The sequence below is a fragment of the Cellulomonas edaphi genome (assembly GCF_030362815.1).
In the GTDB taxonomy this organism is placed as follows: Bacteria; Actinomycetota; Actinomycetes; order Actinomycetales; family Cellulomonadaceae; genus Cellulomonas; species Cellulomonas edaphi.
Genome location: NZ_JAUCGR010000003.1, coordinates 383,527 through 405,264, shown reverse-complemented (window position 1 = coordinate 405,264; position 21,738 = coordinate 383,527). Strand labels below are relative to the sequence as shown.

The 21,738-nt window shown below is 72.5% G+C and carries 20 protein-coding genes; 10 read left to right on the top strand and 10 right to left on the bottom strand.

The window, feature by feature from the left end; genetic code table 11:
* Positions 1-100: 100 nt before the first annotated feature.
* From QRT05_RS13360 to QRT05_RS13345, 4 genes are all read right to left on the bottom strand, one after another.
* Positions 101-2,206 carry a discoidin domain-containing protein gene (locus tag QRT05_RS13360; RefSeq protein ID WP_289447758.1) on the bottom strand — a complete coding sequence of 702 codons (2,106 nt, stop codon included), beginning with the start codon at positions 2,204-2,206 and terminating at the stop codon, positions 101-103.
* A 258-nt stretch (positions 2,207-2,464) separates the two neighbouring features.
* Positions 2,465-2,848, bottom strand: coding sequence for a nitroreductase family deazaflavin-dependent oxidoreductase (locus QRT05_RS13355; protein WP_289447756.1), 384 nt, complete (start codon positions 2,846-2,848; stop codon positions 2,465-2,467).
* Positions 2,849-3,372: 524 nt separating this feature from the next.
* Complete coding sequence (locus QRT05_RS13350) at positions 3,373-3,993, bottom strand: FMN reductase (protein WP_289447754.1); 621 nt, start codon at positions 3,991-3,993, stop codon at positions 3,373-3,375.
* 40 nt (positions 3,994-4,033) lie between these two features.
* Positions 4,034-5,209 (bottom strand): LLM class flavin-dependent oxidoreductase, encoded by a 1,176-nt coding sequence (locus QRT05_RS13345; protein WP_289447869.1) that lies wholly within the window; start codon positions 5,207-5,209, stop codon positions 4,034-4,036.
* A 183-nt stretch (positions 5,210-5,392) separates the two neighbouring features.
* On the opposite strand from QRT05_RS13345, the gene QRT05_RS13340 reads away from it, so the two are divergent.
* The 7 genes from QRT05_RS13340 (at position 5,393) to QRT05_RS13310 (ending at position 13,240) form a co-directional block, all read left to right on the top strand.
* Complete coding sequence (locus QRT05_RS13340) at positions 5,393-6,469, top strand: response regulator (RefSeq protein ID WP_289447753.1); 1,077 nt, start codon at positions 5,393-5,395, stop codon at positions 6,467-6,469.
* Positions 6,466-7,440, top strand: coding sequence for an ATP-grasp domain-containing protein (locus QRT05_RS13335; protein ID WP_289447751.1), 975 nt, complete (start codon positions 6,466-6,468; stop codon positions 7,438-7,440). The genes QRT05_RS13340 and QRT05_RS13335 overlap by 4 nt, the downstream gene beginning before the upstream one ends.
* A gap of 7 nt (positions 7,441-7,447) precedes the next feature.
* Entirely contained in the window at positions 7,448-8,167 is a 720-nt protein-coding gene (locus tag QRT05_RS13330) for a PHP domain-containing protein (RefSeq protein ID WP_289447750.1), read from the top strand.
* A complete protein-coding gene (locus QRT05_RS13325) occupies positions 8,164-9,657 on the top strand; it encodes a glycosyltransferase (protein ID WP_289447747.1) in 1,494 nt (497 codons plus the stop codon). The genes QRT05_RS13330 and QRT05_RS13325 overlap by 4 nt, the downstream gene beginning before the upstream one ends.
* Entirely contained in the window at positions 9,654-9,932 is a 279-nt protein-coding gene (locus QRT05_RS13320; RefSeq protein WP_289447746.1) for a hypothetical protein, read from the top strand. The genes QRT05_RS13325 and QRT05_RS13320 overlap by 4 nt, the downstream gene beginning before the upstream one ends.
* Entirely contained in the window at positions 9,929-11,722 is a 1,794-nt protein-coding gene (locus tag QRT05_RS13315; RefSeq protein ID WP_289447745.1) for a sensor histidine kinase, read from the top strand. Before QRT05_RS13320 ends, QRT05_RS13315 begins: the two co-directional genes overlap by 4 nt.
* Before the next feature lie 117 nt (positions 11,723-11,839).
* On the top strand, positions 11,840-13,240 hold the full coding sequence (locus tag QRT05_RS13310; RefSeq protein ID WP_289447744.1) for an FAD-binding oxidoreductase: 1,401 nt from the start codon (positions 11,840-11,842) through the stop codon (positions 13,238-13,240).
* A 4-nt stretch (positions 13,241-13,244) separates the two neighbouring features.
* Here QRT05_RS13310 and QRT05_RS13305 read toward each other — a convergent pair whose 3' ends face one another.
* The 4 genes from QRT05_RS13305 to QRT05_RS13290 are packed head-to-tail and all read right to left on the bottom strand — an operon-like array spanning position 13,245 to position 17,108.
* Positions 13,245-13,499 (bottom strand): hypothetical protein, encoded by a 255-nt coding sequence (locus QRT05_RS13305; protein WP_289447743.1) that lies wholly within the window; start codon positions 13,497-13,499, stop codon positions 13,245-13,247.
* Positions 13,500-13,518: 19 nt separating this feature from the next.
* Positions 13,519-14,226: a signal peptidase I gene (locus QRT05_RS13300; protein WP_289447742.1), complete on the bottom strand. Its 708-nt coding sequence runs from the start codon at positions 14,224-14,226 to the stop codon at positions 13,519-13,521.
* Between the two features lie 3 nt (positions 14,227-14,229).
* The gene (locus QRT05_RS13295; protein ID WP_289447868.1) at positions 14,230-14,940 is read right to left on the bottom strand and encodes a TasA family protein; all 711 of its coding nucleotides are present in this window, start codon (positions 14,938-14,940) and stop codon (positions 14,230-14,232) included.
* Positions 14,940-17,108 carry a putative bifunctional diguanylate cyclase/phosphodiesterase gene (locus QRT05_RS13290; protein ID WP_289447741.1) on the bottom strand — a complete coding sequence of 723 codons (2,169 nt, stop codon included), beginning with the start codon at positions 17,106-17,108 and terminating at the stop codon, positions 14,940-14,942. The genes QRT05_RS13295 and QRT05_RS13290 overlap by 1 nt, the downstream gene beginning before the upstream one ends.
* Positions 17,109-17,287: 179 nt before the next feature.
* Here QRT05_RS13290 and msrB point away from each other — a divergent pair, with 179 nt between their 5' ends.
* The 3 genes from msrB to QRT05_RS13275 all read left to right on the top strand — a co-directional run bounded on the left by msrB (position 17,288) and on the right by QRT05_RS13275 (position 19,148).
* Positions 17,288-17,689 carry a peptide-methionine (R)-S-oxide reductase MsrB gene (gene msrB, locus QRT05_RS13285; RefSeq protein WP_289447740.1) on the top strand — a complete coding sequence of 134 codons (402 nt, stop codon included), beginning with the start codon at positions 17,288-17,290 and terminating at the stop codon, positions 17,687-17,689.
* A 110-nt stretch (positions 17,690-17,799) separates the two neighbouring features.
* Positions 17,800-18,579, top strand: coding sequence for an NERD domain-containing protein (locus QRT05_RS13280; RefSeq protein WP_289447739.1), 780 nt, complete (start codon positions 17,800-17,802; stop codon positions 18,577-18,579).
* Between the two features lie 86 nt (positions 18,580-18,665).
* Complete coding sequence (locus QRT05_RS13275; protein ID WP_289447738.1) at positions 18,666-19,148, top strand: MarR family winged helix-turn-helix transcriptional regulator; 483 nt, start codon at positions 18,666-18,668, stop codon at positions 19,146-19,148.
* Positions 19,149-19,423: 275 nt separating this feature from the next.
* Here the strand turns inward: QRT05_RS13275 and QRT05_RS13270 are convergent, their stop codons facing one another.
* Positions 19,424-21,094: an MDR family MFS transporter gene (locus QRT05_RS13270; RefSeq protein ID WP_289447867.1), complete on the bottom strand. Its 1,671-nt coding sequence runs from the start codon at positions 21,092-21,094 to the stop codon at positions 19,424-19,426.
* Between the two features lie 103 nt (positions 21,095-21,197).
* Complete coding sequence (locus QRT05_RS13265; protein WP_289447737.1) at positions 21,198-21,695, bottom strand: MarR family winged helix-turn-helix transcriptional regulator; 498 nt, start codon at positions 21,693-21,695, stop codon at positions 21,198-21,200.
* Between the last annotated feature and the right edge of the window lie 43 nt (positions 21,696-21,738).

Below are 21,738 nucleotides of genomic sequence, written 5' to 3'. Positions count from 1 at the left end.
GCGTCCCCTTATAGCACTGCGCGGCACCGCCGTCGGGCTCCGCGCGGGATGCTGCAGCGAGCGGCGGGGCCGGGATGCCGGCCCCGCCGCCCTGTGCGCGTCAGCGGTAGACGCGCACGTAGTCGACCAGCATCTTCGCCGGGAACGGCGTGGTCGCGTCCACGGGACCGGGCCAGTCACCGCCCACGGCGAGGTTGAGGATCACGTAGAAGTCGTGGTCGTAGATCCACGGTCCTCGGGTCGACTCCACCGTGGCCTTGTCGGCCGTGAACACCAGGCGGTTGTCGAGGAAGTAGCGGATGCCGTTGGCGTCCCACTCGGCGGCCCAGGTGTGGAAGTCGTTCGACAGCGGTGCCCCGTCCGGCAGCTTGTAGGAGCCGCCGTAGCCGCCCGCACCGTTGTACGCCGGGGCGTGCAGCGTGGAGTACGACGTGGTGGTGTCCTTGCCGAGCACCTCCATGATGTCGACCTCGCCGTTGTACGGCCACGGCCGGCCCGTGAGGAAGTCGGCGCCCATCATCCAGAACGCCGGCCAGTACCCCTGGCCCGTCGGCACCTTGATCCGCGCCTCGACCCGGCCGTAGGTGAACATGAACTTGTTGCTCGTGTTCATGCGACCCGACGTGTAGTCGCGCCCGCCCGCGGTCTGCTTGCGCGCCTCGATCACGAGGTTCCCCTGGCCGTCCAGGTTGAGGTTGCCGCTGGGCGTGTAGTACTGCTGCTCGCCGTTCTGCCCCGTGCCTGCGTCGATCGTCCACTTGGACGTGTCCGGACCCGAGCCCGCCGCCCCGTTGAACTCGTCGCTCCACGCCAGGCGCGTGAAGTTGGGCGCCGGGAGGTTGCTCGTGGGCGGCTGCACCGGGTTGCCGCCCGTGCCGTACACGTCGAACGCGTACAGCGAGTACCCGTACGGGCCCGAGCGCTTGGTGAAGTTGAGCCGCACGTAGCGCCCGTCACCGGTGACGTTCAGCGTCTCCTTGAGGCCCTTGCCTGTGGTGGTCGTGTAGATGGTCGTCCAGGCGTTGCCGTCGGGCGAGACCTGCACCTGGTAGCCCGTGGCGTACGCGGGGTCCCACTGCAGCACCACCTGCGTGACGTGCGCGGTCGCGCCGAGGTCCACCTGCAGCCAGCCGGCGTCCGTCCAGCCCGCCGGGTTGGCGCTGGCCCACCGCGATGCCGGGTCGGCGTCGAGCGCCTTGTCGGCCGTGCACTGGTAGCAGGTGCCGTCGTCCTGGCTCGACGACGCGGTGCCGGGCTTCTTGTAGGACAGCAGCACGGCGCCGCCGGGCTGGGTCGGCGTGGGCGTCGGGGTCGGAGTCGGTGTCGACGTGCTGCCGTCGCCTGTGCCGAACACCTCGAGCTCCCACAGCGAGATCCCGTAGCCCGTGCTCTTGGCCGTGGCGTTGAGCCGCACGTAGCGGCCGGTGCCGCCCAGCGGGATGGACTGCTTGCCACCGGTCGCGGCGGTCTGCGTCGACTGGGTGGTCCAGGTGGTGCCGTCCTGCGACGACTGGATGGTGAAGGCCGTGGCGTACGCCGCCTCCCACGTCAGGTCCACGCGCGTGAGAGCGCGCGACGAGCCGAGGTCCACCTGGATCCACTGCGGCACCGAGAACGCGCTGGACCATCGGGTGCCCAGGTCGCCGTCGGTCGCGGAGCTGGCGGGCGTCGCCGCGGACTCCGCCGACGAGGCGGTCGTCGGCCGGCCCTTCGACAGCAGCGTGCTCGCCGACGCGTCCGAGGTGCCGAGCACCTGGAACTCGAACAGCGAGACGCCGTACGCGGTGGCCCGCTTGGTGCCGGTAAGGCGGACGTAGCGCGCGTTGGCGCTGGCGCTCAGCGACTGCTTGGCCGCCGAGCTCGCGGTGCCGTTGACCACCGTCGTCCAGGTCGAGGCGTCGTTCGACGTCTGGATCGTGTACGTCGAGGCGTAGGCCGCCTCCCAGGTGAGGTCGAAGCCGACGATCGGCTTCGCGGCGCCGAGGTCCACCTGGAGCCACTGGTTGTCGGCGAAGGAGCTGGACCAGCGCGTGCTGACGTCGCCGTCGGTGGCGGCGCTCGCGGGCGTCGCGGCGGACTCCGACGAGGACGCCGTCGTCGGCTTCCCCTGCGAGAGCACCACCTGGCCGGGGCTGAGGGCGTGCGCCTCGTCGGCCCGCACGGCGGCGAGCGAGATCGTGACGGCGAGCGCCGCGAGGGCGGCCACCGCGAGGCGGGTGGCGGGACGGCTCCGGCGTGCGGACGCGCCGGGGCCAGGACGTGGAGCGGGAGCCATGCTTCCCCCAAAGGTCGTCATTGACAGGGTGGATGTGGCGAGAGAAGCGCGAGGGAGCGCTCTCTGAGGGATTACCTTGAACCCGGACAATCCCCCTGTCAAGGCGCAGGAAACCGCTCAGAGACCGCTCTCTCAGCCGGGACGGTTGCCCGCGACTGCCGGCCCGCAGGTCAGGGGCCGCGTCGACCGTCAGACGCGGACAGCCGCGAGCTCGACGAAGTCGTCGCAGCGCAGGAGTCGCAGGACGCGCGCGGTCCAGGACGGGACCAGGGCGCGGCCATCCTCGGCGGTGAGCGTGCGCGGGTCGCTCAGGGCGTAGACGCGCCGGCGCTGGACCAGTCGCCCCGGCCCGGACTCCAGGTTGTGCAGCCACTGCACGTCAGGGCCGTAGGTGAGCGCGAAGACGAACCCGCGCTCCGTGGGGAAGGCCATCAGGGGCGTGCGGTACCGACGCCCCGACCGCCGGCCGACGTGGTGCAGCGTCGCGAGCGGGGGGACGTCGTCGGACAGCAGGACCATGAGCTTGTTGGTGAACCGCAGGTTCACGCGGGTCACCCAGTGCGGCGCGGTCATCCCCCGACGCTAGGCGCCCACCGCCGCCCGCGCGACGCCGCGCCCGCCCGCGTCCGCGGGGCGCTGGCCGCCCGCACGCGCCCGCGGGGCGCTGGCCGCCCGTCCGAGTGCGCGGGGCGCTGGCCGCCCGTCCGAGTGCGCGCCGCTCGCCGCCAGCCCGAGTGGGCGACGCTGGCCGCCCGCGCGGCGCCGAGCCATCCCGCCCGCGGACGGGTCGTGACTTTGGCGCCGAGTCGCCACCGTGAAGTAGCGAGCCGACGCCAAAGTAGCGACCCACACCGACGAGCGCGCCGCCGCGCCGCGCTCGCCAAGCGTCGGTCGGCGATCAGTTCGCCGATTCGGCATCGGCACGCCGATCACAACCTTCAGGGTGATGCCGAATCGGCGAAATGATGGCGTGGCTGGCGGACGGGGCGGGCCCGGCTGGGACAGCGCGGCGCCCCGCTCGCCTGGGCGGCGAACGGGGCGGGGTGGCGCTGGCTGGCGACAGGCCGACCGGGCGGGGAGCGCCGGTCGGGCCGGCGTCAGGCGGGGCCGAGGAGGTCCGAGAAGCTCGGGACGGCGTCGTACAGGCCCGCGGGAGCCGCCGGCTCGCGATCGGCGACCGTCTCGGCGAGCTCGCGGCCCGCGCGGCGGATGCGGGACGGCAGCGGGTGGCTGTCGTCGCCGCCGGCCGTCGCCCAGTCGTCGGTCGCGGCGAACACCGAGGTGGGCTGGACGTCGGCGCGCAGGTAGCCGAACAGCGGGCGCAGCGCGTAGTCGATGGCCAGCGAGTGACGTGCGGAGCCGCCCGTCGCGCCGAGGAGCACCGGCACACCGGCCAGCGCGTCGGCCTCGAGGATGTCGACGAACGACTTGAACAGTCCCGCGTACGACGCCGAGAAGATGGGCGTCACCACGATGACCCCGTCGGCGCCCTTGACGGCCTCGAGGGCCGCGGCGAGCTCACCGGTCGCGAAGCCGGTCAGCATGGTGTTGACCACCTCGTGCGCGAGGTCCCGCAGCTCCACGTTCTGCACCCGCGCGGTGATGCCACGGGCTGCCAGCTCGGCGACCGTGGCGTCCGCGAGCCGGTCCGCGAGAAGCCTCGTGGACGACGGCTGGGACAGGCCGGCCGAGATGACGACGATCGAGCGCTCGCTCATCGTTCCTTCTTCCTTCACAGAGCTGGTGATCCGAAGTGTCTCAACGCGAGACGGCGTCCGCTGCTTCCACGTCGTCCTCGGCGGTGCGGCCGGTCCAGTGGTCGGCGGCGGCGACCGACTGCTCGTGCACCTCGCCGGCGGCACGGGCCTTGGCGACGCGCTCGGCGTGCGTGGGCGGGTTGGCGGGCACGTGCGCGGGGCGCGCGGCCTCGGCCTCGCGACGCAGCACGGGCACGACCTCCCCGGCCAGCAGGTCGATCTGCTCGAGCACCGTCTTGAGCGGCAGGCCCGCGTGGTCCATGAGGAACAGCTGGCGCTGGTAGTCGCCCACCTCCTCGCGGAAGGCGCCGTAGCGGTCGATGACCTGCTGCGGCGAGCCCACGGTCAGCGGGGTGTCGCGGGAGAAGTCCTCGAGCGAGGGGCCGTGGCCGTAGACGGGGGCGTTGTCGAAGTACGGGCGGAACTCCGTGACCGCGCGCTGGGAGTCCTTGTTCATGAACACCTGGCCGCCGAGCCCGACGATCGCCTGGTCGGCCTGCCCGTGCCCGTAGTGCTCGAACCGCTGACGGTAGAAGTTCACCATCTGCGCGGTGTGCTCCATGGGCCAGAAGATCGCGTTGTGGAAGAAGCCGTCGCCGTAGTAGGCCGCCTGCTCGGCGATCTCGGGAGACCGGATCGAGCCGTGCCAGACGAACGGCGGGACGCCGTCGAGCGGGCGCGGCGTGGAGGTGAAGCCCTGCAGCGGTGTGCGGAACTTGCCGGACCAGTCGACGACGTCCTCGGTCCACAGCCGGCGCAGGAGCGCGTAGTTCTCGATCGCGAGCGGGATGCCCTGGCGGATGTCCTGCCCGAACCAGGGGTAGACCGGACCCGTGTTGCCGCGCCCCATCATGAGGTCCATGCGCCCGTCCGTGATGACCTGGAGCATCGCGTACTCCTCGGCCAGCCGCACCGGGTCGTTGGTCGTGATGAGAGTCGTCGACGTGGACAGCGTGATGTTCTTCGTCACGCCAGCGAGGTAGCCGAGCATCGTGGTCGGGGACGACGGCACGAACGGCGGGTTGTGGTGCTCGCCCGTGGCGAAGACGTCCAGGCCGGCCTCGTCGGCGTGCCGGGCGATGGTCAGCATGTTGCGCACACGCTCGGTGTCGTCGGGCGTGCGCCCGGTGGTCGGGTCGGTGGTGACGTCGCCGACGGTGAAGATCCCGAACTGCATCTCGCGCCTCACAGGTCCTGTCTCAAAGTTCATGCGTTTGCATGTACTGACCCGCTCAACCGCACGGGGGGCCCAGGTATTCCGCCGGTGCCGCGCACGCGCGCGACCAGGCCTTCCGCCGCCCCGAGGCGCGCGATGCACGGTTCCTCCCGTTAGCGTGGGGGCCGGAGAGGCGGTGGGTACGTGGTGGACGAGCAGCTGAACGTGCTGGTGGTCGAAGACGACGTCGACACGGCGCAGTTCGTGCGGACGGTGCTGGTGCGTGGCGGGATGAGCGTGACCGTGGTCCACGAGGCGATGTCCGCGCTCGAAGCCGTCGACCGCGAGTCGTTCGACGCGGTCGTCACCGACATCCAGATGTCCGGCATGTCGGGCCTCGACCTGCTGGTCGAGCTGCGCTCGCGCGCGCCGGGCGTCCCCGTGGTGGTCACGACGGCCTTCGCCAGCGTCGACTACGCCGTCGAGGCGCTGCGCCGCGACGCGGACGAGTTCCTGGTCAAGCCCGTGCCCGCGGCGACCCTCGTCGACCGCGTGTCCACGCTCGGCATGCAGGGCCGCCGGCAGCGGGCGGCGGCCTCCGAGGGCGAGGTCGTGCTGGCCGTGGGCGCGCACCCCGACGACGTCGAGATCGGCATCGGCGGGGCGCTGGCCGCCCACCGGGCCTCGGGCGACACCGTGGTGATCCTCACGCTGTCGGGGGGCGCGGTCGGCGGTGAGGCGGACGTGCGCCGGCACGAGGCGCTCGCCGCGGCGACGGTGATCGGCGCGCGCCTCTTCCTCCACGACTTCCCCGACACCCGGCTCGACCCGAGCGCGGGCGTGATCACGGCCATCGAGGAGACGATCGCGGCGGTGAGCCCCACGGTCGTCTACACGCACTCGAGCCACGACCGGCACCAGGACCACCGTGCCGTGCACGAGGCCGTCCAGGTCGCCGCGCGCACCATCCCGTACGTCGGCTCGTTCCAGAGCCCGTCGGCGACCATCGACTACCGACCCACCCGCTTCGTGCCGATCGACGGCTTCGTCGAGACGAAGCTCGAGATGCTCGCGGCGTTCGCGTCGCAGCAGCACCGCGACTACATGGACCCCGACCTGGTGCGCAGCACCGCGCGCTACTGGGGCAGGTTCGGCACGGGCGGCTCGGTCGAGCCGCTCGAGATGGTGCGCGCGGCCGCGATGATCACGCGCTCGGGTGGTGCGGGCGTCCGCGCCGCGGCCCCGGAGCGCGCCGACGACCAGCACGGAGGACACCGATGAGAGTGCTCGTGACCGGTGCCGGCGGCCCGGCCGGCGTGGCGGTCATCCGCTCGCTGCTGCGCCGGGGTGACGTCGAGGTCGTCGCGGCGGACATGGACCGCTGGGCGAGCGGGCTGTACCTGGTGGACGCGGCGCACCGGCGGCTGGTCCCGGCCGGGCTGGCCGACGACTTTGTCGACGTCGTCATGGCGATGTGCCGGGACGACCGCATCGACGTGCTGTTCCCCACGGTCGACGTGGAGCTCCCCCGGCTCGCGGCGGAGCGGGACCGGATGCACGCGGCGGGCACGCTGCTCGCGTCGCCCTCGTTGCGCACGCTCGAGACGTGCCTGGACAAGCTCGCCCTGGCCCGCGCGTGCGAGCGGACATGCCGGGTGCCGCGCACCGAGCTGGTGGGCACGCCGCAGGCCGTCTCGGGGTGGCAGTTCCCGGTCATCGTCAAGCCGCGCCGGGGCGCGGGCTCGCGCGGAGTCCGGGTGGTGAGCTCGCAGGTCGAGCTCGACGCCGTGCACGCGGAGGAGGACCTGCTGGTGCAGGAGCTGCTGCCCGGCGACGAGTACTCGGTGGACGTGCTGGCCGGGCTGGACGGGCGGATCATCGCCGCGGTGCCTCGTGCGCGACTGCGGGTGGACTCCGGCGTCGCCGTGGCGGGGGTGACCGTGCACGACGCGGGGCTCATCGAGACCGCGACGGCCGTCGCGAAGGCGATCGGCCTGACGACGGTGGCGAACGTGCAGCTCAAGCGCGACAAGGACGGCGTCCCCGCGCTGCTCGAGGTGAACCCGCGGTTCCCGGGGGCGATGCCGTTGACCATCGCGGCCGGCGTGGACATGCCGTCGATCACGCTGGACGCGGTGCTCTCCCGCAAGGTGCCCACCACCATGGACTTCGTCGAGATCGCGAACGTGCGCTACCTGGAGGACGTGTTCCTCCCGGTCGACCAGGTCCTGCCCGCCCCCGACCCCCGGTAGGCGCGCCATGGGCATCCCCTCGCTCGACGGCGACCACCACGTGCACTCGACGTTCTCCGACGACGCGGTGAGCCCGCCCGTCGACAACCTCGCTGCGGCCGTCCGCGCGGGCCTGACCACCGTGCGCATGGTCGACCACGTGCGCACGACCACCACGTACGTGCCCGACTTCCTGTCCGTGGTGCGGGGCCTGGGCAGGCGCGAGGGGCTCGCCGTCCTGACGGGGGTCGAGGCCAAGATCCTCGACGCGTCGGGGGCGGTCGACGCGCCACCCGAGGTGCTTGCCGCGGTCGGCGGACCGCACGGCGTGGACCGCGTGCTCCTGGCAGACCACCAGTTCCCGGGCACCGACGGGCCCTGGTCTCCGCGCGCGACGAGCGAGCGGATCGCCGCCGGGCTCGCCCCCGCCGACGCGCTCGAGATGCTCGTGACGGCGACCGTGCGCGCCATGCGTGCGGTGGGCCGCGCGCAGCTCGCGCACCCCTTCTCGCTCCTGCCGAAGATCGGCCTCACGGAGGACGACATCAGCGACGACCTGCTCGACGAGCTCGCCGCGGTCGCTGTCGAGACGGGGACGCTGGTCGAGGTCAACGAGAAGTGGCAGTGCCCCGGCCCGCGCGTGCGGGACCGGTGGGCCGCGGCCGGGGTCGCGCTCGTCGCGGCATCGGACGCCCATGTCGCCTCCGACGTGGGCCGCTACCCCTGGCTCGCCACGGTGAAGCGATGACCTGGCACGACGTCCTGGTCGTCGTGCTCATCATGGCCGTGGCGGCGGGCATCATCCCCGTGCTTGCCGGCCTGGTGCAGTACGTCCTGGTCCCGGTGCACGCGGTCCGCAACCACCTCGGCAAGGCCGGCCCCTACCTCCCTCGCGTGGTCGTGGTGGTGCCGGCGTGGAACGAGGGCGCGGTGCTGGGTGCGTCGCTCGAGCGACTCATGCGGCTGCAGTACCCGCCGGACCGGTTGCGGGTGTACGTGGTGGACGACGCGAGCACCGACGACACCCCCGAGGTGGTGCTCGGGAAGGCCGAGCAGTACCCGGGTCGGATCGTCCACCTGCGCCGGGCGCAGGGCGGGCAGGGCAAGGCGCACACCCTCAACCACGGGATCGAGCAGGCGCTGGCCGACGACTGGATGCAGGCGCTGCTCATCATGGACGCCGACGTCATCTACCGTCCCGACTCGCTGCGCCGGATGACCCGCCACCTCGCCGACCCCGAGGTGGGTGCCGTGACCGCCTTCATCCGCGAGGGCTCGGGCAAGCCCGGGACCGTCTCCCGCTTCATCGGGTACGAGTACGTCACGGCCCAGGCCGCCGCGCGACGGGCGCAGAACGTCCTGGGCGCCATGGCCTGCCTGGCCGGGGGAGCGCAGCTGCACTCGAGGGCGAACCTCGAGGCGGTGGGCGGGCGCATCGACACGTCCACGCTGGCCGAGGACACCTTCACGACGTTCCTCACCCAGCTCGACGAGCGTCGGGTGGTGTTCGAGCCCGCCGCTGTGGTGCTCGCCGAGGAGCCGGACTCCGTGGACGCGCTGTGGAAGCAGCGCCTGCGCTGGGCACGCGGGAACGTGCAGATCACCCGCCGGTTCTCCGACGTGTGGTTCCGCCGCCCGTTCTCGGCACGAGGTGCCGGCCACCGGCTGTCGGGCCTGACGTTCGGGGCGATCTGGTTCTCCATCTACCTGCTGCCGGTGGCGATGACCGCGGCCGCCCTCGGCCTGGTGCTTCTGTACTTCGTCGACCGCGAGGTGGCGAGGCACACCTTCGAGGCGTTCTGGTGGGTCGCCGTCATCACCTACGTGTTCATCACCGTGTGCACGCTGCTGCTCGACCGCGAGACCGCGCGACGGTCCTGGCTCCAGGGCCTGCTGTTCCCCGGCATCGGCTCGCTCGTGGTGATGCTCGCGGCGTGGGTCCCGGGCCTCTGGGAGGAGCGCGTCCCGGACCTGCTGGGGATCGAGGTCTCGAGCCTGAGCATCGAGGTGATGACCCTCATCTTCTACTCGTGGTCGCTGATCGCGATGCTCGGCGCCTGGGTGATCCGTGCCGTCGAGCGGCTCCCGGCGGGACGCTGGCCCTCCCGCGTGCTGCTCTACGTGCTCGGCTTCGGTCCGATGCTGTGCGCGATCACGATCGACGCGTACGTGAAGCAGTGGCGGGGCGCGAGCGCGCAGTGGGACAAGACGGTGAAGACAGGGCGGGTGGTGGGATGAGCACCATGGGTGGTGGGATGAACGCCGCGGGTGGCGGGATGAACGCCGCGGGTGGTGGGATGAACGCCGCGGGTAGCGGGACGAACGTCGCAGGCGGCTCGGGCCGCAGGGCGGATCGGCGGCGGGGCGTCGACGACCGCGACCCCTGCTCGCCGGAGGCGATGCGCGACGAGATCCGCGCGAACGCCCGGACGGAGCGCGCCCTCATCGGCATCGGCCTCATCTCCTTGGCAGCGAGCGCCGCGGTGCTCGTCCTGCGCGGGACGGTGGCGTGACCCAGGCGCCCGCTCCCGTCCTCGTCGAGAGCGACGAGGACCTGCGCTCGCGCGGTTCGCGGTGGCTCCGCGCGCTCGGCCGGTACATAGGCCCGGACGCGGGCGTCTTCGAACGCCAGCTGCCGTTCTTCCTGGTCTTCGGCGTCGCGATGGTCGTGATCCTGTTCGTCCCCGGTGTCGTCACCGATCGTGGCCGGGTGGTGCTGGCCGCGGGGGTGGCGGTCGCGGTGCTGGTCAGCGCGTGGGCGGTCCCGTGGCACCGCGCCCACGAGTCTGCGCAGATGATCCTCCCGCTCATGCAGCTGCTCGCGATCGCGCTCCTGCGGATGGGCACCGGCGGCAACCTGTCGATGTTCGGCTCGATGGTGTTCATCCCGATCGTGCTGCTCGCGGGTCGCCCGAGTCGCCTGGGCGCCCTGCTCGGCGTGCTCAGCGTGGGCGTCATCGTCGTCGTGCCCGTCCTGCTGGACCCGCAGGCGCCGGTGACGGGAGCCGCGATGGGCAGGTCGCTCTTCGTCATGGTCGTCGCCGGGACCATCACGATCATCGTGCACGAGGCGACGGCGCGGCTGCGTGCCCGCAACGCGGCCCTGGCCGAGCTGCAGAGCACCCAGCTGCGGCTCAACGCCCAGCTCACGCTCGACGCCGAGGCGCTGGCGCGGCTGGCGCACGCCAACGACGAGGCGCGCGAGCAGATCCTCTCCGTGATGGACGCCGTGACCGAGCAGGCCATCGTCGCGACCGACGCCGAGGGCGTGATCGAGCTGTTCAACCGTGGCGCCGAACGGCTCTTCCAGTACCCGGGCACGGACGTCGTGGGCCGGATGAACCTGGTCAAGCTGCAGGTGCGCGAGGAGCTGGAGGAGCGCTACCGCGAAGCCTTCGACGCCGACGGCCCGTCGGCGGCCGGCGCCGAGGACGAGGACCTCTTCGCGGCGGTCGCGGCACCGGCCATCGGTGGGGTGCAGGTGCGGGACTGGACGTTCCGGCGGCGGGACGGGTCGACCGGGACCATGCAGCTGTCAGCGGCTCGCCGCACGGACGTGCACGGCTCGACCGTCGGCTACGTGATCGTGGCCACCGACGTCACGGCCGAGCGCGAGGCGTCCCGGCTCAAGGACGAGTTCGTCGCCCTGGTCAGCCACGAGCTGCGGACCCCGCTGTCCTCCGTCCTCGGCTACCTGGAGCTCATCCTGGACGGCCCCGACCCGTTGACCGAGGAGCAGCGCGAGTTCCTGCTCGTCGTCGAGCGCAACGCCCGACGTCAGCTGCGCCTGGTCAGCGACCTGCTGCTCTCGGCGCAGCTCGACGCCGGGACCTTCTCCATCGACCACCGCGACGTGGACCTCGGAGACGTCGCACGGGCGACGCTCGCAGAGGCCGGTCCCGCGGCCGAGGCGGCGGGCGTGGTGCTCGGCCTGCACGTCCCCGACCCGGTGCACGTGCCGGGCGACGCCACGCGGCTCGAGCAAGTACTCGCGAACCTCGTGTCGAACGCCGTGAAGTTCACGCCGCGGGGCGGGTGGGTCGACGTGCGCGTCGAGCGTGCACCCGAGGGCGGTGCGCGCGTGGCCGTGAGCGACACGGGCATCGGGATCGCGCCCGACGAGCTGGACGGTCTGGCGACGCGCTTCTTCCGGGCGAGCTCCGCCACGCAGCGGGCGATCCCCGGGGTTGGCCTGGGGCTGTCGATCGCCAAGGCGGTGGTGGAGGCGCACGGCGGCGAGCTGACGGTGACCAGCCGCGTGGGCGAGGGCACGACGTTCACGTTCACGCTCCCCGGCGCGTAGTTCGAACCGGACGTATCAGGCGTCGGCCACCGGGCCCCTTTGTGCTCGGTGCGTCGAACACGACGCCGTGAGACGTCCGGCCGGGCACCCCCGCGCCGTGGACACGAAGGACGAACGATGAGCACAGACCTCTCGGCCGCGACCGCCGCCGACCTCCGCCCCGCCCCCGATGCCGCCGTGCGCGCGCTGACCCAAGCCGTCGCGCGCGTGCACCTGCCGGACACGCCTCGCTACCGCGAGCTGACGGTGACGAGCAACGTCGTCAAGGCCGTCCGCCCGCTGGTGGTCGTCGAGGTCGTCGACGCCGACGACGTCAGCCGCGTGCTGCGCATCGCCGCCGCGTGCGGTGTGCCGGTCGCCGTGGCCGGCACCGGGCACGGCGCCACGGAGTCGATGGCGGGCGCGATCCTGATCCACACGGCCGCGCTAGACGAGCTGACCGTGCACCCCGAAGGGCGCTGGGCGCGCGTCGGCGCCGGCGTGCGGTGGGCGGCGGTGCTGGCCGCGTGCGCACCGCACGGCCTCGCCGGCCTGTGCGGCTCGTCGACGGACGTGGGCGTCGTCGGGTTCCTCACCGGCGGCGGCGTGGGGCCCATGGTCCGCTCGCACGGGCTCTCCTCCGACAGCGTGCGCGCGTTCGACGTCGTGACGGGCGACGGCGTGCTGCGCCGCGCCACGGCCACCGAGAACCCGGACCTGTTCTGGGGCCTGCGGGGCGGGAAGGGTTCGCTCGGCGTCGTCACCGCGGTGGAGATCGACCTCGCGGACCAGGCCGAGGTCTACGCCGGGTCCATCTGGTTCGACGGTGCGGACGCCACCGCGGTGGTGCGTACCTGGAGCGTCTGGTCCGACCTGCTGCCGACCGAGGGCACCACGTCGCTCGCCGTGATGCGGCTGCCCGACATGGACGAGTTCCCCGAGCCCCTGAGAGGGCGCACGACCATCGCGCTGCGGTTCACGTGGACCGGTGACCCCGCGGTCGGCGAGGAGATGATCCGCGCCATGCGCGCCGTCGCGACCCCGCTGATCGACTCGGTGGCGGTCATGCCGTACGCGGCGCTGGGCGCGGTCCACGCCGACCCCGAGGACCCCATGCCGCTGCACGAGACGTCCCTGCTGCTCGACGACTTCGGCCCGGACACGGCCGACGTGCTCGTCGAGCTGGTGGGGCCCGCCGCGCAGACCGCGCAGGCCATGGTCGAGGTCCGTCAGCTGGGCGGCCGGCTGCGCACGGGGCCGGACTGCGCGTTCGCGCACCGCGAGGCCGCCTACCAGGTCTTCGTCCTCGGCCTGATGATCCCGGAGATCGCCCAGGTGGTGGCGGCCGACGCCCGGCGGATCACCGACGCGCTCGCCCCCTGGGCGCGCACCGGCGGCCTGCCGAACTTCACCGACACCGCGGGTGTCGCGTGGGCCCAGCGGGTCTACCCGCCGCAGGTCGCGGCCCGCCTGCGGGAGCTGTCACGCGCGTACGACCCGGCGGGCGTGCTGCTGGCCGCGCGGGGTGTGCGGGGCTGACGGGTCAGTCGTCCGCGCTCGAGAGAGCCGGGTTCGAGCGTGCCCTGATCGAGGGAGCCTCGAGCGACGGCACCTCGGGCGCGGACGGCGTGGCGCCGGCCGGCGCGAAGTCCGGCGCGGTGCGCACCACGGCACCGGTCTGGGTCGAGCGCGTGAACTCGGCCGAGGTCCAGCCCACGTGCGGCGCGGCGGCCGCGCAACCGGCGACCGCGAGGGCGACCGCCAGCCGCACCCAGGTGGCCCGGTCGGCGCCGATCATGCGGCGGCCTTCCTGGGTCTCACCCGTGCAGAACGGCATCCACGTGCCTCCCCTGGGAGTCGTCGTGCGCCCGGGCGGTCGACCCGGTGCGTCGGCGCCCCTCGGCCACCGCGACGAGCTCGAGCGTAGCCAGTGCCAGCAGCGGCGGGACCAGCATCGTGGCGCGACCCGCCGGGGAGCCGGCCCACTGCAGCACCCATCCCCACCCGGGATGGACGGTCAGCACGATGCCGCGCACCCGCGTGATGGGGGTGGCGTCCGGGTCGTTCTCCTCGTTGGCGTCGCCCTTCGTGATGATGTGCGGCGACTTGGGCGGCGGAGGGCGGCCCGGTACCTGCTGCGAGCCGGCGATGCTCTCGAGGGACACGATCCGGTGCGTCACCAGCACGTCCGAGGACAGCGGCCAGAACGAGACGACGAGGCCCGGCTTGAGCTGCGCCGGGTTGCTGACGTTCTGCATCACGACCGCGTCACCGGCGTCGAAGTACGGCGCCATGGAGCCCGACGTGACGATGAGCAGCCGCTGGTCGTGGACCTGGTACCAGAGCGGGACGGCCAGCGAGGTCGCGTACGCCCCCGCGCCGACCACCACGATCGCCCAGAGCGCGGCCGAGAGCAGCCGCCGCCGCAGCGGTCGACGCCGTCGGGGCGCCGGGGTGGGGGGAGCGAGCCGCGACTGCCGCCGTTCGACCGTCGCGGCGACCGGGTGGAGGTCCGGTCGGGGCATCCGCTACTGCTTGCTGGTGTCGAGCTGGCCGGGGTTGAACGGGAGCTGCATCGCGTCGAACGTCAGCGTGACCTTCGCGGCGGTGTTCTGGTACTCGTTCGTCGCAGCCTCGTCGAAGGAGACCCGCGCGCAGAGCACGTCGTCCGTCGCGGCGTCGAGCTCGAGGTTGCCCGGCGCGCCCGCCACGCTGCCGCCGCGGATGCGCTTGCTGGTGATGCCCCACCCGGTGCCGGAGCTGCCGAGCGGCGTGGCGGTGCTCACGGCCGCGAGCGTGCACGCGCCGGGGTTGGCGACCTTGTACAGGTCCAGCCGCAGCTGCGTGCGGAGGTCGCCGCCGGTGGTCTCGCCCGTCCCGAGGTCGGGGTCGTCGGCGGGGTCGGTGGCGACCTGCGTGGCGTCGACCGACACGGAGTACTCGAACGCGAGGCTGCCGACGTTGTCGAGCGTGATGGGAGCGACGATCTGGGCGCCCGGCACCATGTTGTCGACGGGCATCGTGAAGTCGAGCGAGCTCGCGGCGTCCAGGTCCAGGGAGCCGGTCGTGATGGTGGCACCCGACTTCTCCTGGTCGGAGAAGAGCGCGGACGTGGTGAGCGTGCTGATGCCGACCGCGGCCAGGCCGACCACGACGACCGTCGTCCACAGGCGACGCCGGCGAGGCCGGTCGTGCTGTGCGGGAGCGGGGTTGATCATCTCCTGCAGCAGGTCGTCCATCACGAGCGGTCGCTCCTTCGGTCAGTGTGAGGGCGGTCGGCCCCTCCTTCGTGCATCGGCAGTGTGGCGCGCATCTTGAGCGATGTGACGGAAGTGCCGTCGACTTCACCCCTCGTGCCGCGTCGCGGCGCGCGCGTGGACGAGCGGTCGGGGTCGGGCAGCATCGCCAGTGCGACGACGTCCGCGGCGGGGACCGCCCGCGAGTAGAGGTAGCCCTGCGCCTGGTCCACGCCGAGCCGGCGCAGGGTCGCCGCGGTGATCTCGTCCTCGACTCCCTCGGCCACCACCCGCAGCCCGAACGAGTGGGCGAGGTCCACCATGGCCTGCACCACCACGTGCGCGCTCTCGCGGCCGCCGTCGTCCAGATCCGTGACGAACAGACGGTCGATCTTGAGCTCGTGGACCGGAAGGTCGCGCAGCTGGGCGATCGACGTGTTGCCGATGCCGAAGTCGTCGATCGCGACGCGCACCCCCACCGCGGCGAGGCGCTCCAGCACGGGCGTCACCCGCGACGGGTCGGCGACCAGCGCCGTCTCGGTGATCTCGACGTCGAGCAGGTCGGCCGGCACGTCCAGGTCGCTCAGGAGCTCCTCGATGACGTCCACCACCAGGCCGGACGTCACGTCGTGCGCCGACAGGTTCACGGCCACCGGCGTGCTGCGACCCTCGTCGAGCCAGTCCGCGAGCTGCTCGACCGCGGCCGTGAGCGCGTACCGGGTGAGGCGGTGGATGATGCCGGACTGCTCGGCCAGCGGGATGAACACGCTGGGCAGCAGCATCCCGCGCGTGGGGTGCTGCCAGCGCATGAGCGCCTCGAGCCCCAGGATGCGGCCCGTGTCGAGGTCGACCTTGGGCTGGTAGTGCAGCTCGAGCTCTCGCGGTGCTCCCGGCTCGGGGTCGAGGGCGCGGTGCAGGTCGCCGAGCAGCACCAGCCGCGCGGGCGAGGAGTGGTCCTCGTCGGGGGAGTACGTGGCGACGCCGGTGCGCCGGTGCTTCGCCGAGTACATCGCGACGTCCGCCGTACGCATGAGGGAGGAGGCGTCGTCGGCGTGGTCCGGCAGGCAGGACACCCCCACCGACGTCTCCACGTGCAGGGACATCTCGCCGAGCTGGAACGGCGGGGTGAACAGGCCCCGCACGCGCCGGGCGAGCCGCTCCGCGTCCTCGACGGACCGGACGTCGGTGAGCAGGATCGCGAACTCGTCGCCGCCCAGGCGCGCCACGACGTCCTCGTCGCGCAGCGCCTTGCGCAGGCGGTCGGCGACCTGCTCGAGCAGCTCGTCGCCGTGGTCGTGGCCGAGGGAGTCGTTGATGTCCTTGAACCGGTCGATGTCCAGCAGCACCATGCCCAGCCGCGCCCCGTCGCGCTGGGCCTCCGCGACGGTCTTGGTCATGCGTTCGGTGAGCAGCCGGCGGTTGGGCAGGCCGGTCAGGGAGTCCAGGAGCGCGAGCCGGGCGTTCTCGAGCGCGGTGGTCTGCAGCCGCTTCGACGTGGTGAACACCGTGCGGAACAGCAGGAGCCACAGGGCGACCAGACCGCCGGTGACCACGAGGGTCACGGTGCCGACCGCCGAGCGCAGGGCCGCGGAGGCGGGAGCGTGGTCGAGCATCACCTCGGCGGTGCCGATCACGGTCTGCGCGTCCACGCCGCTGTCGGCGTCGCTCGGCTCGGCGCGCGCGTCGGCGGGGAACACCGGCACGTACACGTCGAGCACCTGCCGCTGCTCGCTCGGGGCGTCGGGCGTCGAGCCGCTGCGGACGTCGACGATCACCGCGGCGTCGGGCTCGCCATCAGCAAGCACGCGACCGTTGCGCGACGGGTCGGGGAACCCCGTCTCGGCGTCGGCCTGGCTGTACATGAGCACGCCGACCGTGCTCCACAGGCGCAGGTCCACCAGGCGCTCGCCGAATCCCGACGTCGCCCGCTTGACCGCCGCGGTCTGCTCGGGGGTGAGCTGGCTGCCCGAGAAGGTCTCGACCGACAGGGGAGCGGCCGCGTAGGCCACCACCGACTCCGCGGTCGCCACGCCGTCGTTGACCGACTGCTGCCGCATCACGGTCGAGGTGACCCACACGAGCGCGAAGCCGAGGATGGCCATCGCCAGGATGCTGACGAACGCGAAGTAGCGCGTCAGAGACCAGCGGCGTCGCGACCGGCTCGATCTCACGCTGAACCTCTTGACCTCGGGCGTGCCGGTCGGCACGCGTGAGGGCGAGATTACCCACCGATCGAGCGGGAACGTCCGCGCGGGCCGCGGTGTTGGGCTGGTCGGGGGATGCCGGCCGGCGACGGCGGCATCCTGCGGAAGCAACCGCGGGCCCCGCCCGCAGGACGAAGGAGGCCGACGTGGCGTACGACGTGACCAAGACCGAGCAGGAGTGGGCGCTCGAGCTGAACCCGCAGGAGTTCAGCGTGCTGCGCATGGCCGGGACCGAGCGCGCCTGGACGGGCGAGCTGCTCGACGAGAAGCGCGACGGCGTCTACCGGTGTCGGGCGTGCAGCGCCGAGCTGTTCCGCTCCGACGCGAAGTTCGACTCGCACTGCGGGTGGCCCAGCTTCTACACGCCGCTCGCCGGTGACGCGGTCGAGCTCGTCGAGGACCGTTCGCACGGCATGGTCCGCACCGAGGTGCGGTGCGCGCGGTGCGGCTCTCACCTGGGGCACGTGTTCGACGACGCCCCGCAGACGCCCACGGGCGACCGGTTCTGCATGAACTCCGTGAGCCTGACGTTCGAGCCGACGGCGTGACCCGATCGGGTGTCCGCCATCCGATCGACGTCTAGCCCGTATTTCGACAGGTACCGGACATCTGGCGGACAGCGCTGAAGTCGGTGCCGGGTGCTGCCGATAATGCGGACGTGGAACAGCTCCTGACGGTCCGACGGTGGAGGCGCTACGGCGCCGACCGTCTGTTCGTGACGCAGGAGACCGGTGCGCGGGTCGGTTCGGTGGACCTGCAGTCCGGCGAGGTCGTCGTGGACGACCCGGGCCTCGAGGACCGCCTGGTGCAGGCCGCGCAGGAGTACCTGCGGGCCGACGTCGCCGAGCTGGTGCTGCCCGTCCAGGACACCGCGGGAACGCTGAACCCGTCGGAGCAGGCGGCGCTGGAGGCCTGGCTCGGCAACGACCGGGACGCGATGCACCCCGGCGGGGGTCGGGCTGAGCGCGGCTCGCCGCTGCGCGCCCGCCTCGAGCGGCTCGCCGCCGAGGGGTGGCAGGTGGTGCACGACGTGCCGCTCGGACGCCAGGGCACGCTCGTCGCGCACCTGCTGCTCGGCCCGGGCGGCATCTTCACGGTCGCCGAGCACAAGGTGCCCGGCCGGCACGTCCGCCTGGACGGCCGGCTGATCGAGGTGGACGGGCAGTCGGTGCCCTTCCTGCGCGACGCGCGCCTCGAGGCGCAGCGCACCAATGCGCTCCTGGTGGCGGCGGGCTGCGCGGCCATCACGGTGCGCAGCATCGTCGTGATCCAGGGCGAGCTCGAGGTGACGGGCCGGCAGGATCCGCTCGGGCCCACGCTCGTGGTCCCGCGGCACGTCGTCCCCGCCGTCTTCCGGGCCATGCCCGCGACGCTCGAGCCCGCCCGCGTCGCCGCCCTCGCCAACGTCGCGCGCCAGCGCACCACCTGGGCCCGCTGAATCCACCCGCTCGGCCTGGGTGCTGGGACCCCCCTCGGGCACGGCGATGGTCCTCCGGAGCAATCCGCGTCCGCCAAGATGAGCACGTGGTCGACGAGAACTTCCGGGAGCTCGAGCGTGAGCTCGGCCTCTTCCTGCGCCGCGCGCACTCCGCGTCGGCCGCCGTGGCGCGCCACGTGCATCCGGACCTGGAACCGGCGGCCTACGAGCTGCTGGCCCTGATCCAGTCGACGCCCGTGGTCCGGGCGAGCGACCTCGCCGCACGCATCGGTGTGGGTCGCGGCACGATGTCGCGGCAGCTGAGCAGGCTCGCGGCGCTCGGCTTCGTCGCGCGTCGCCCTGACCCGGAGGACTTCCGCGGCCAGCTGCTCAGCCTCACCGACGAGGGCCGCTCGCGGCTCGAGGGCGCGCAGGCCGCGCGTCGCACGTACCTGCGCAGCGCGCTCGGTGACTGGTCGCCGAGCGAGGTCGACGACCTCACGCGGCAGCTGGGCCGCCTCAACGGCGCCCTCACACGCGCGCGCGAACGCGCCGGGGCTGCACCCGACGAGTTCCCGCCCGCGGGCTGAACCAGCGCACGACGAAGCCCCCGACCGCGATGGTCGGGGGCTTCGTCGTGCCGGGGCCACGACAGCTCGCGTCGGCGTCTCGTTGGGCAGCGTTGTGCCCGCTCACCGCGAACTTCGCTGCCCACCGAGCAGGTCGCGTACGAAGCAGGTCGCGTAGGAAGCAGGTCGCGTACGAAGCGGGTGCGCAGGCGACGCGAGTGCGCGGGTGACGCGGGTAGGCACTCGACGCGAGTTCGCGGGCGCCCGGCGGCCGGGATGCGGATGCCCGGTCGGGACTAGACGCGCGCCCGGGCGTCCTCGTCGATGGTGCTCTCGCCGGCGGTGCTCTCGTCGATGCTGCCCCCGCCGACGGTCACCTCGTCGACGGTCGTCACCACGGGCTCGCCCACGAGCGGCTGGCCGAGGACGGGCTGCTCGTCGAGCGCGTGCCCGTCCACCTCGAGCCGCTGCTGGATGCCCGAGCGGTTGCCCAGCGGCACCTCCTTGAGCAGCAGCACCGCGATCAGCGAGACGAAGGCGATGGGCGTCGCGATGAGGAACAGGTCCGCGATCGAGTCGCCGAACGCCCGCTCGACCACCTCGCGCACCGGGGCGGGCAGCGTGCTCAGGTCGGGCAGCGCGCCGGTCCCGCCCACCTGCGACGGGTCGATCCCCAGCTTGGTCAGGCCGTTCGCGATCAGGTCCGTGGACCGGGAGGCCAGCACCGCACCCAGCGCCGAGACGCCGATGGCGCCGCCGAGCGTGCGGAAGAACGCGACCGACGACGTGCCCGAGCCGATCTCCCGCACGTCCAGCGTGTTCTGCACCGCGAGCACCAGGTTCTGCATGAGCATGCCCACGCCCGCACCGAGCAGCGCCATGTAGAGCGCGACGAGCACGAAGTTCGTGTCGTAGTGGATGGTGCCCATCAGCCCCAGCCCGGCGGTGAGCATGATCGCGCCGGCGATCATGAACCGCTTGTAGCGGCCGGTGCGTGCGATCACGCGGCCGCTCAGGGTCGAGGAGACCATGAGGCCGACGATCATCGGGATGGTCAGCAGACCCGACTGCGTGGGTGTCTTGCCGCGCGCCAGCTGCATGTACTGGCCGATGAACACCGACGTGCCGAACATCGCGATGCCGACGGCGACGCTGCCCACCACGGCGAGCACCAGCGTGCGGTTCTTGAACAGGTGCAGCGGGATGATCGGCTCGGCGGCCTTGGACTCCGCGACGCCGGCCAGGGCCAGCACGACGACGGAGCCACCGACCATCGCGGCGGTCTGCCACGAGCCCCACGCGAACTTGTCGCCCGCGAACGTGATCCACAGCAGCAGACCGGCGATGCCGACCGAGATGAGGACGGCGCCGAGGTAGTCGATCTTGACCACGCGACGCGCCACCGTGGGCAGGTGCAGGGTGCGCTGCAGCACGACGATCGCGGCCACGGCGAACGGCAGGCCCACGAAGAAGTTCCAGCGCCAGCCGAGTGCGGAGTCGGTGAGCACGCCGCCCAGCAGCGGGCCGCCGACCATGGCGATACCCATGACCGCACCCATGTAGCCCATGTACCGGCCGCGCTCACGCGGGCTGATGATGTCGGCGATCAGCACCGTGCCGAGCGCGGTCAGGCCGCCCGCGCCGATGCCCTGCAGGGCGCGCATGCCGATGAGCATCTCGGTGTTGTGCGAGAACCCGGCCAGGGCCGAGGACACCACGGAGATGACCAGCGCGAGCTGGATGAGCAGCTTGCGGTTGACGAGGTCGGCGAGCTTGCCCCAGATGGGCGTCGAGATGGTGGTGGTCAGTAGGGTCGCGGTCACCACCCAGGTGAACGCCGACTGGTCGCCCTCCAGGTCGGTGATGATGCGCGGCAGGGAGGACGAGACGACGCTCGTCGCGAGGATGGAGACGAACATCCCGAGGAGGATGCCGGACAGCGCTTCCAGCACCTGGCGGTGCGTCATGGCTCCGGGGACGGGGGCGGCTTTCACTTCTGTGCTCACAGCGGTTCTCTCTCGTGCGGGTGGGGCGGCCCGGCGACGGCGGCAGGTCGAGGGTGCGTGGGGGCTAGTGGTCTGACGCGGCGTCGATCGTGGCGGTGAGGCGGCCCAGCATCGCGACGGCGTCGGCCATCTGAGGCTCGGTCCAGTCGCCGAAGACGTCGCGCGTCCGGGCGTCGAGCTCGGCCTTGATCTCCCGGGTGCGCGCGCGCCCGGCGTCGGACAGCGCGACGGTCCGGACCCGCCGGTCGTCGTGGTCGACGGCCCGCTCGACGTAGCCCTCGGTGACCATGAGGCTCACCTGGCGGCTCGCCACGGACAGGTCGACGCGCAGCAGGTGGGCGATCTCGCCCAGCGTGAGGGGTCCGCGCTGGTCGATGAGCCGGATGATCGCGAGGGTCGCCCGCGAGCAGTCGAGGCTGCGTGCCAGATGCACGCCCGACTCGCGCAGGGAGCGTGCGAACACCTCCGTGGCGCGCATGAGGGCGAGGTGCGGAGCCTCGGGCGAGGGTGACGGCTCGACGTCCGCGCGCTCGGCCGGTGTGGTGACGACCGCGATGCTCATGACTCTCCTTGATTGCTTGCTGCAACCATATACACACATGCTT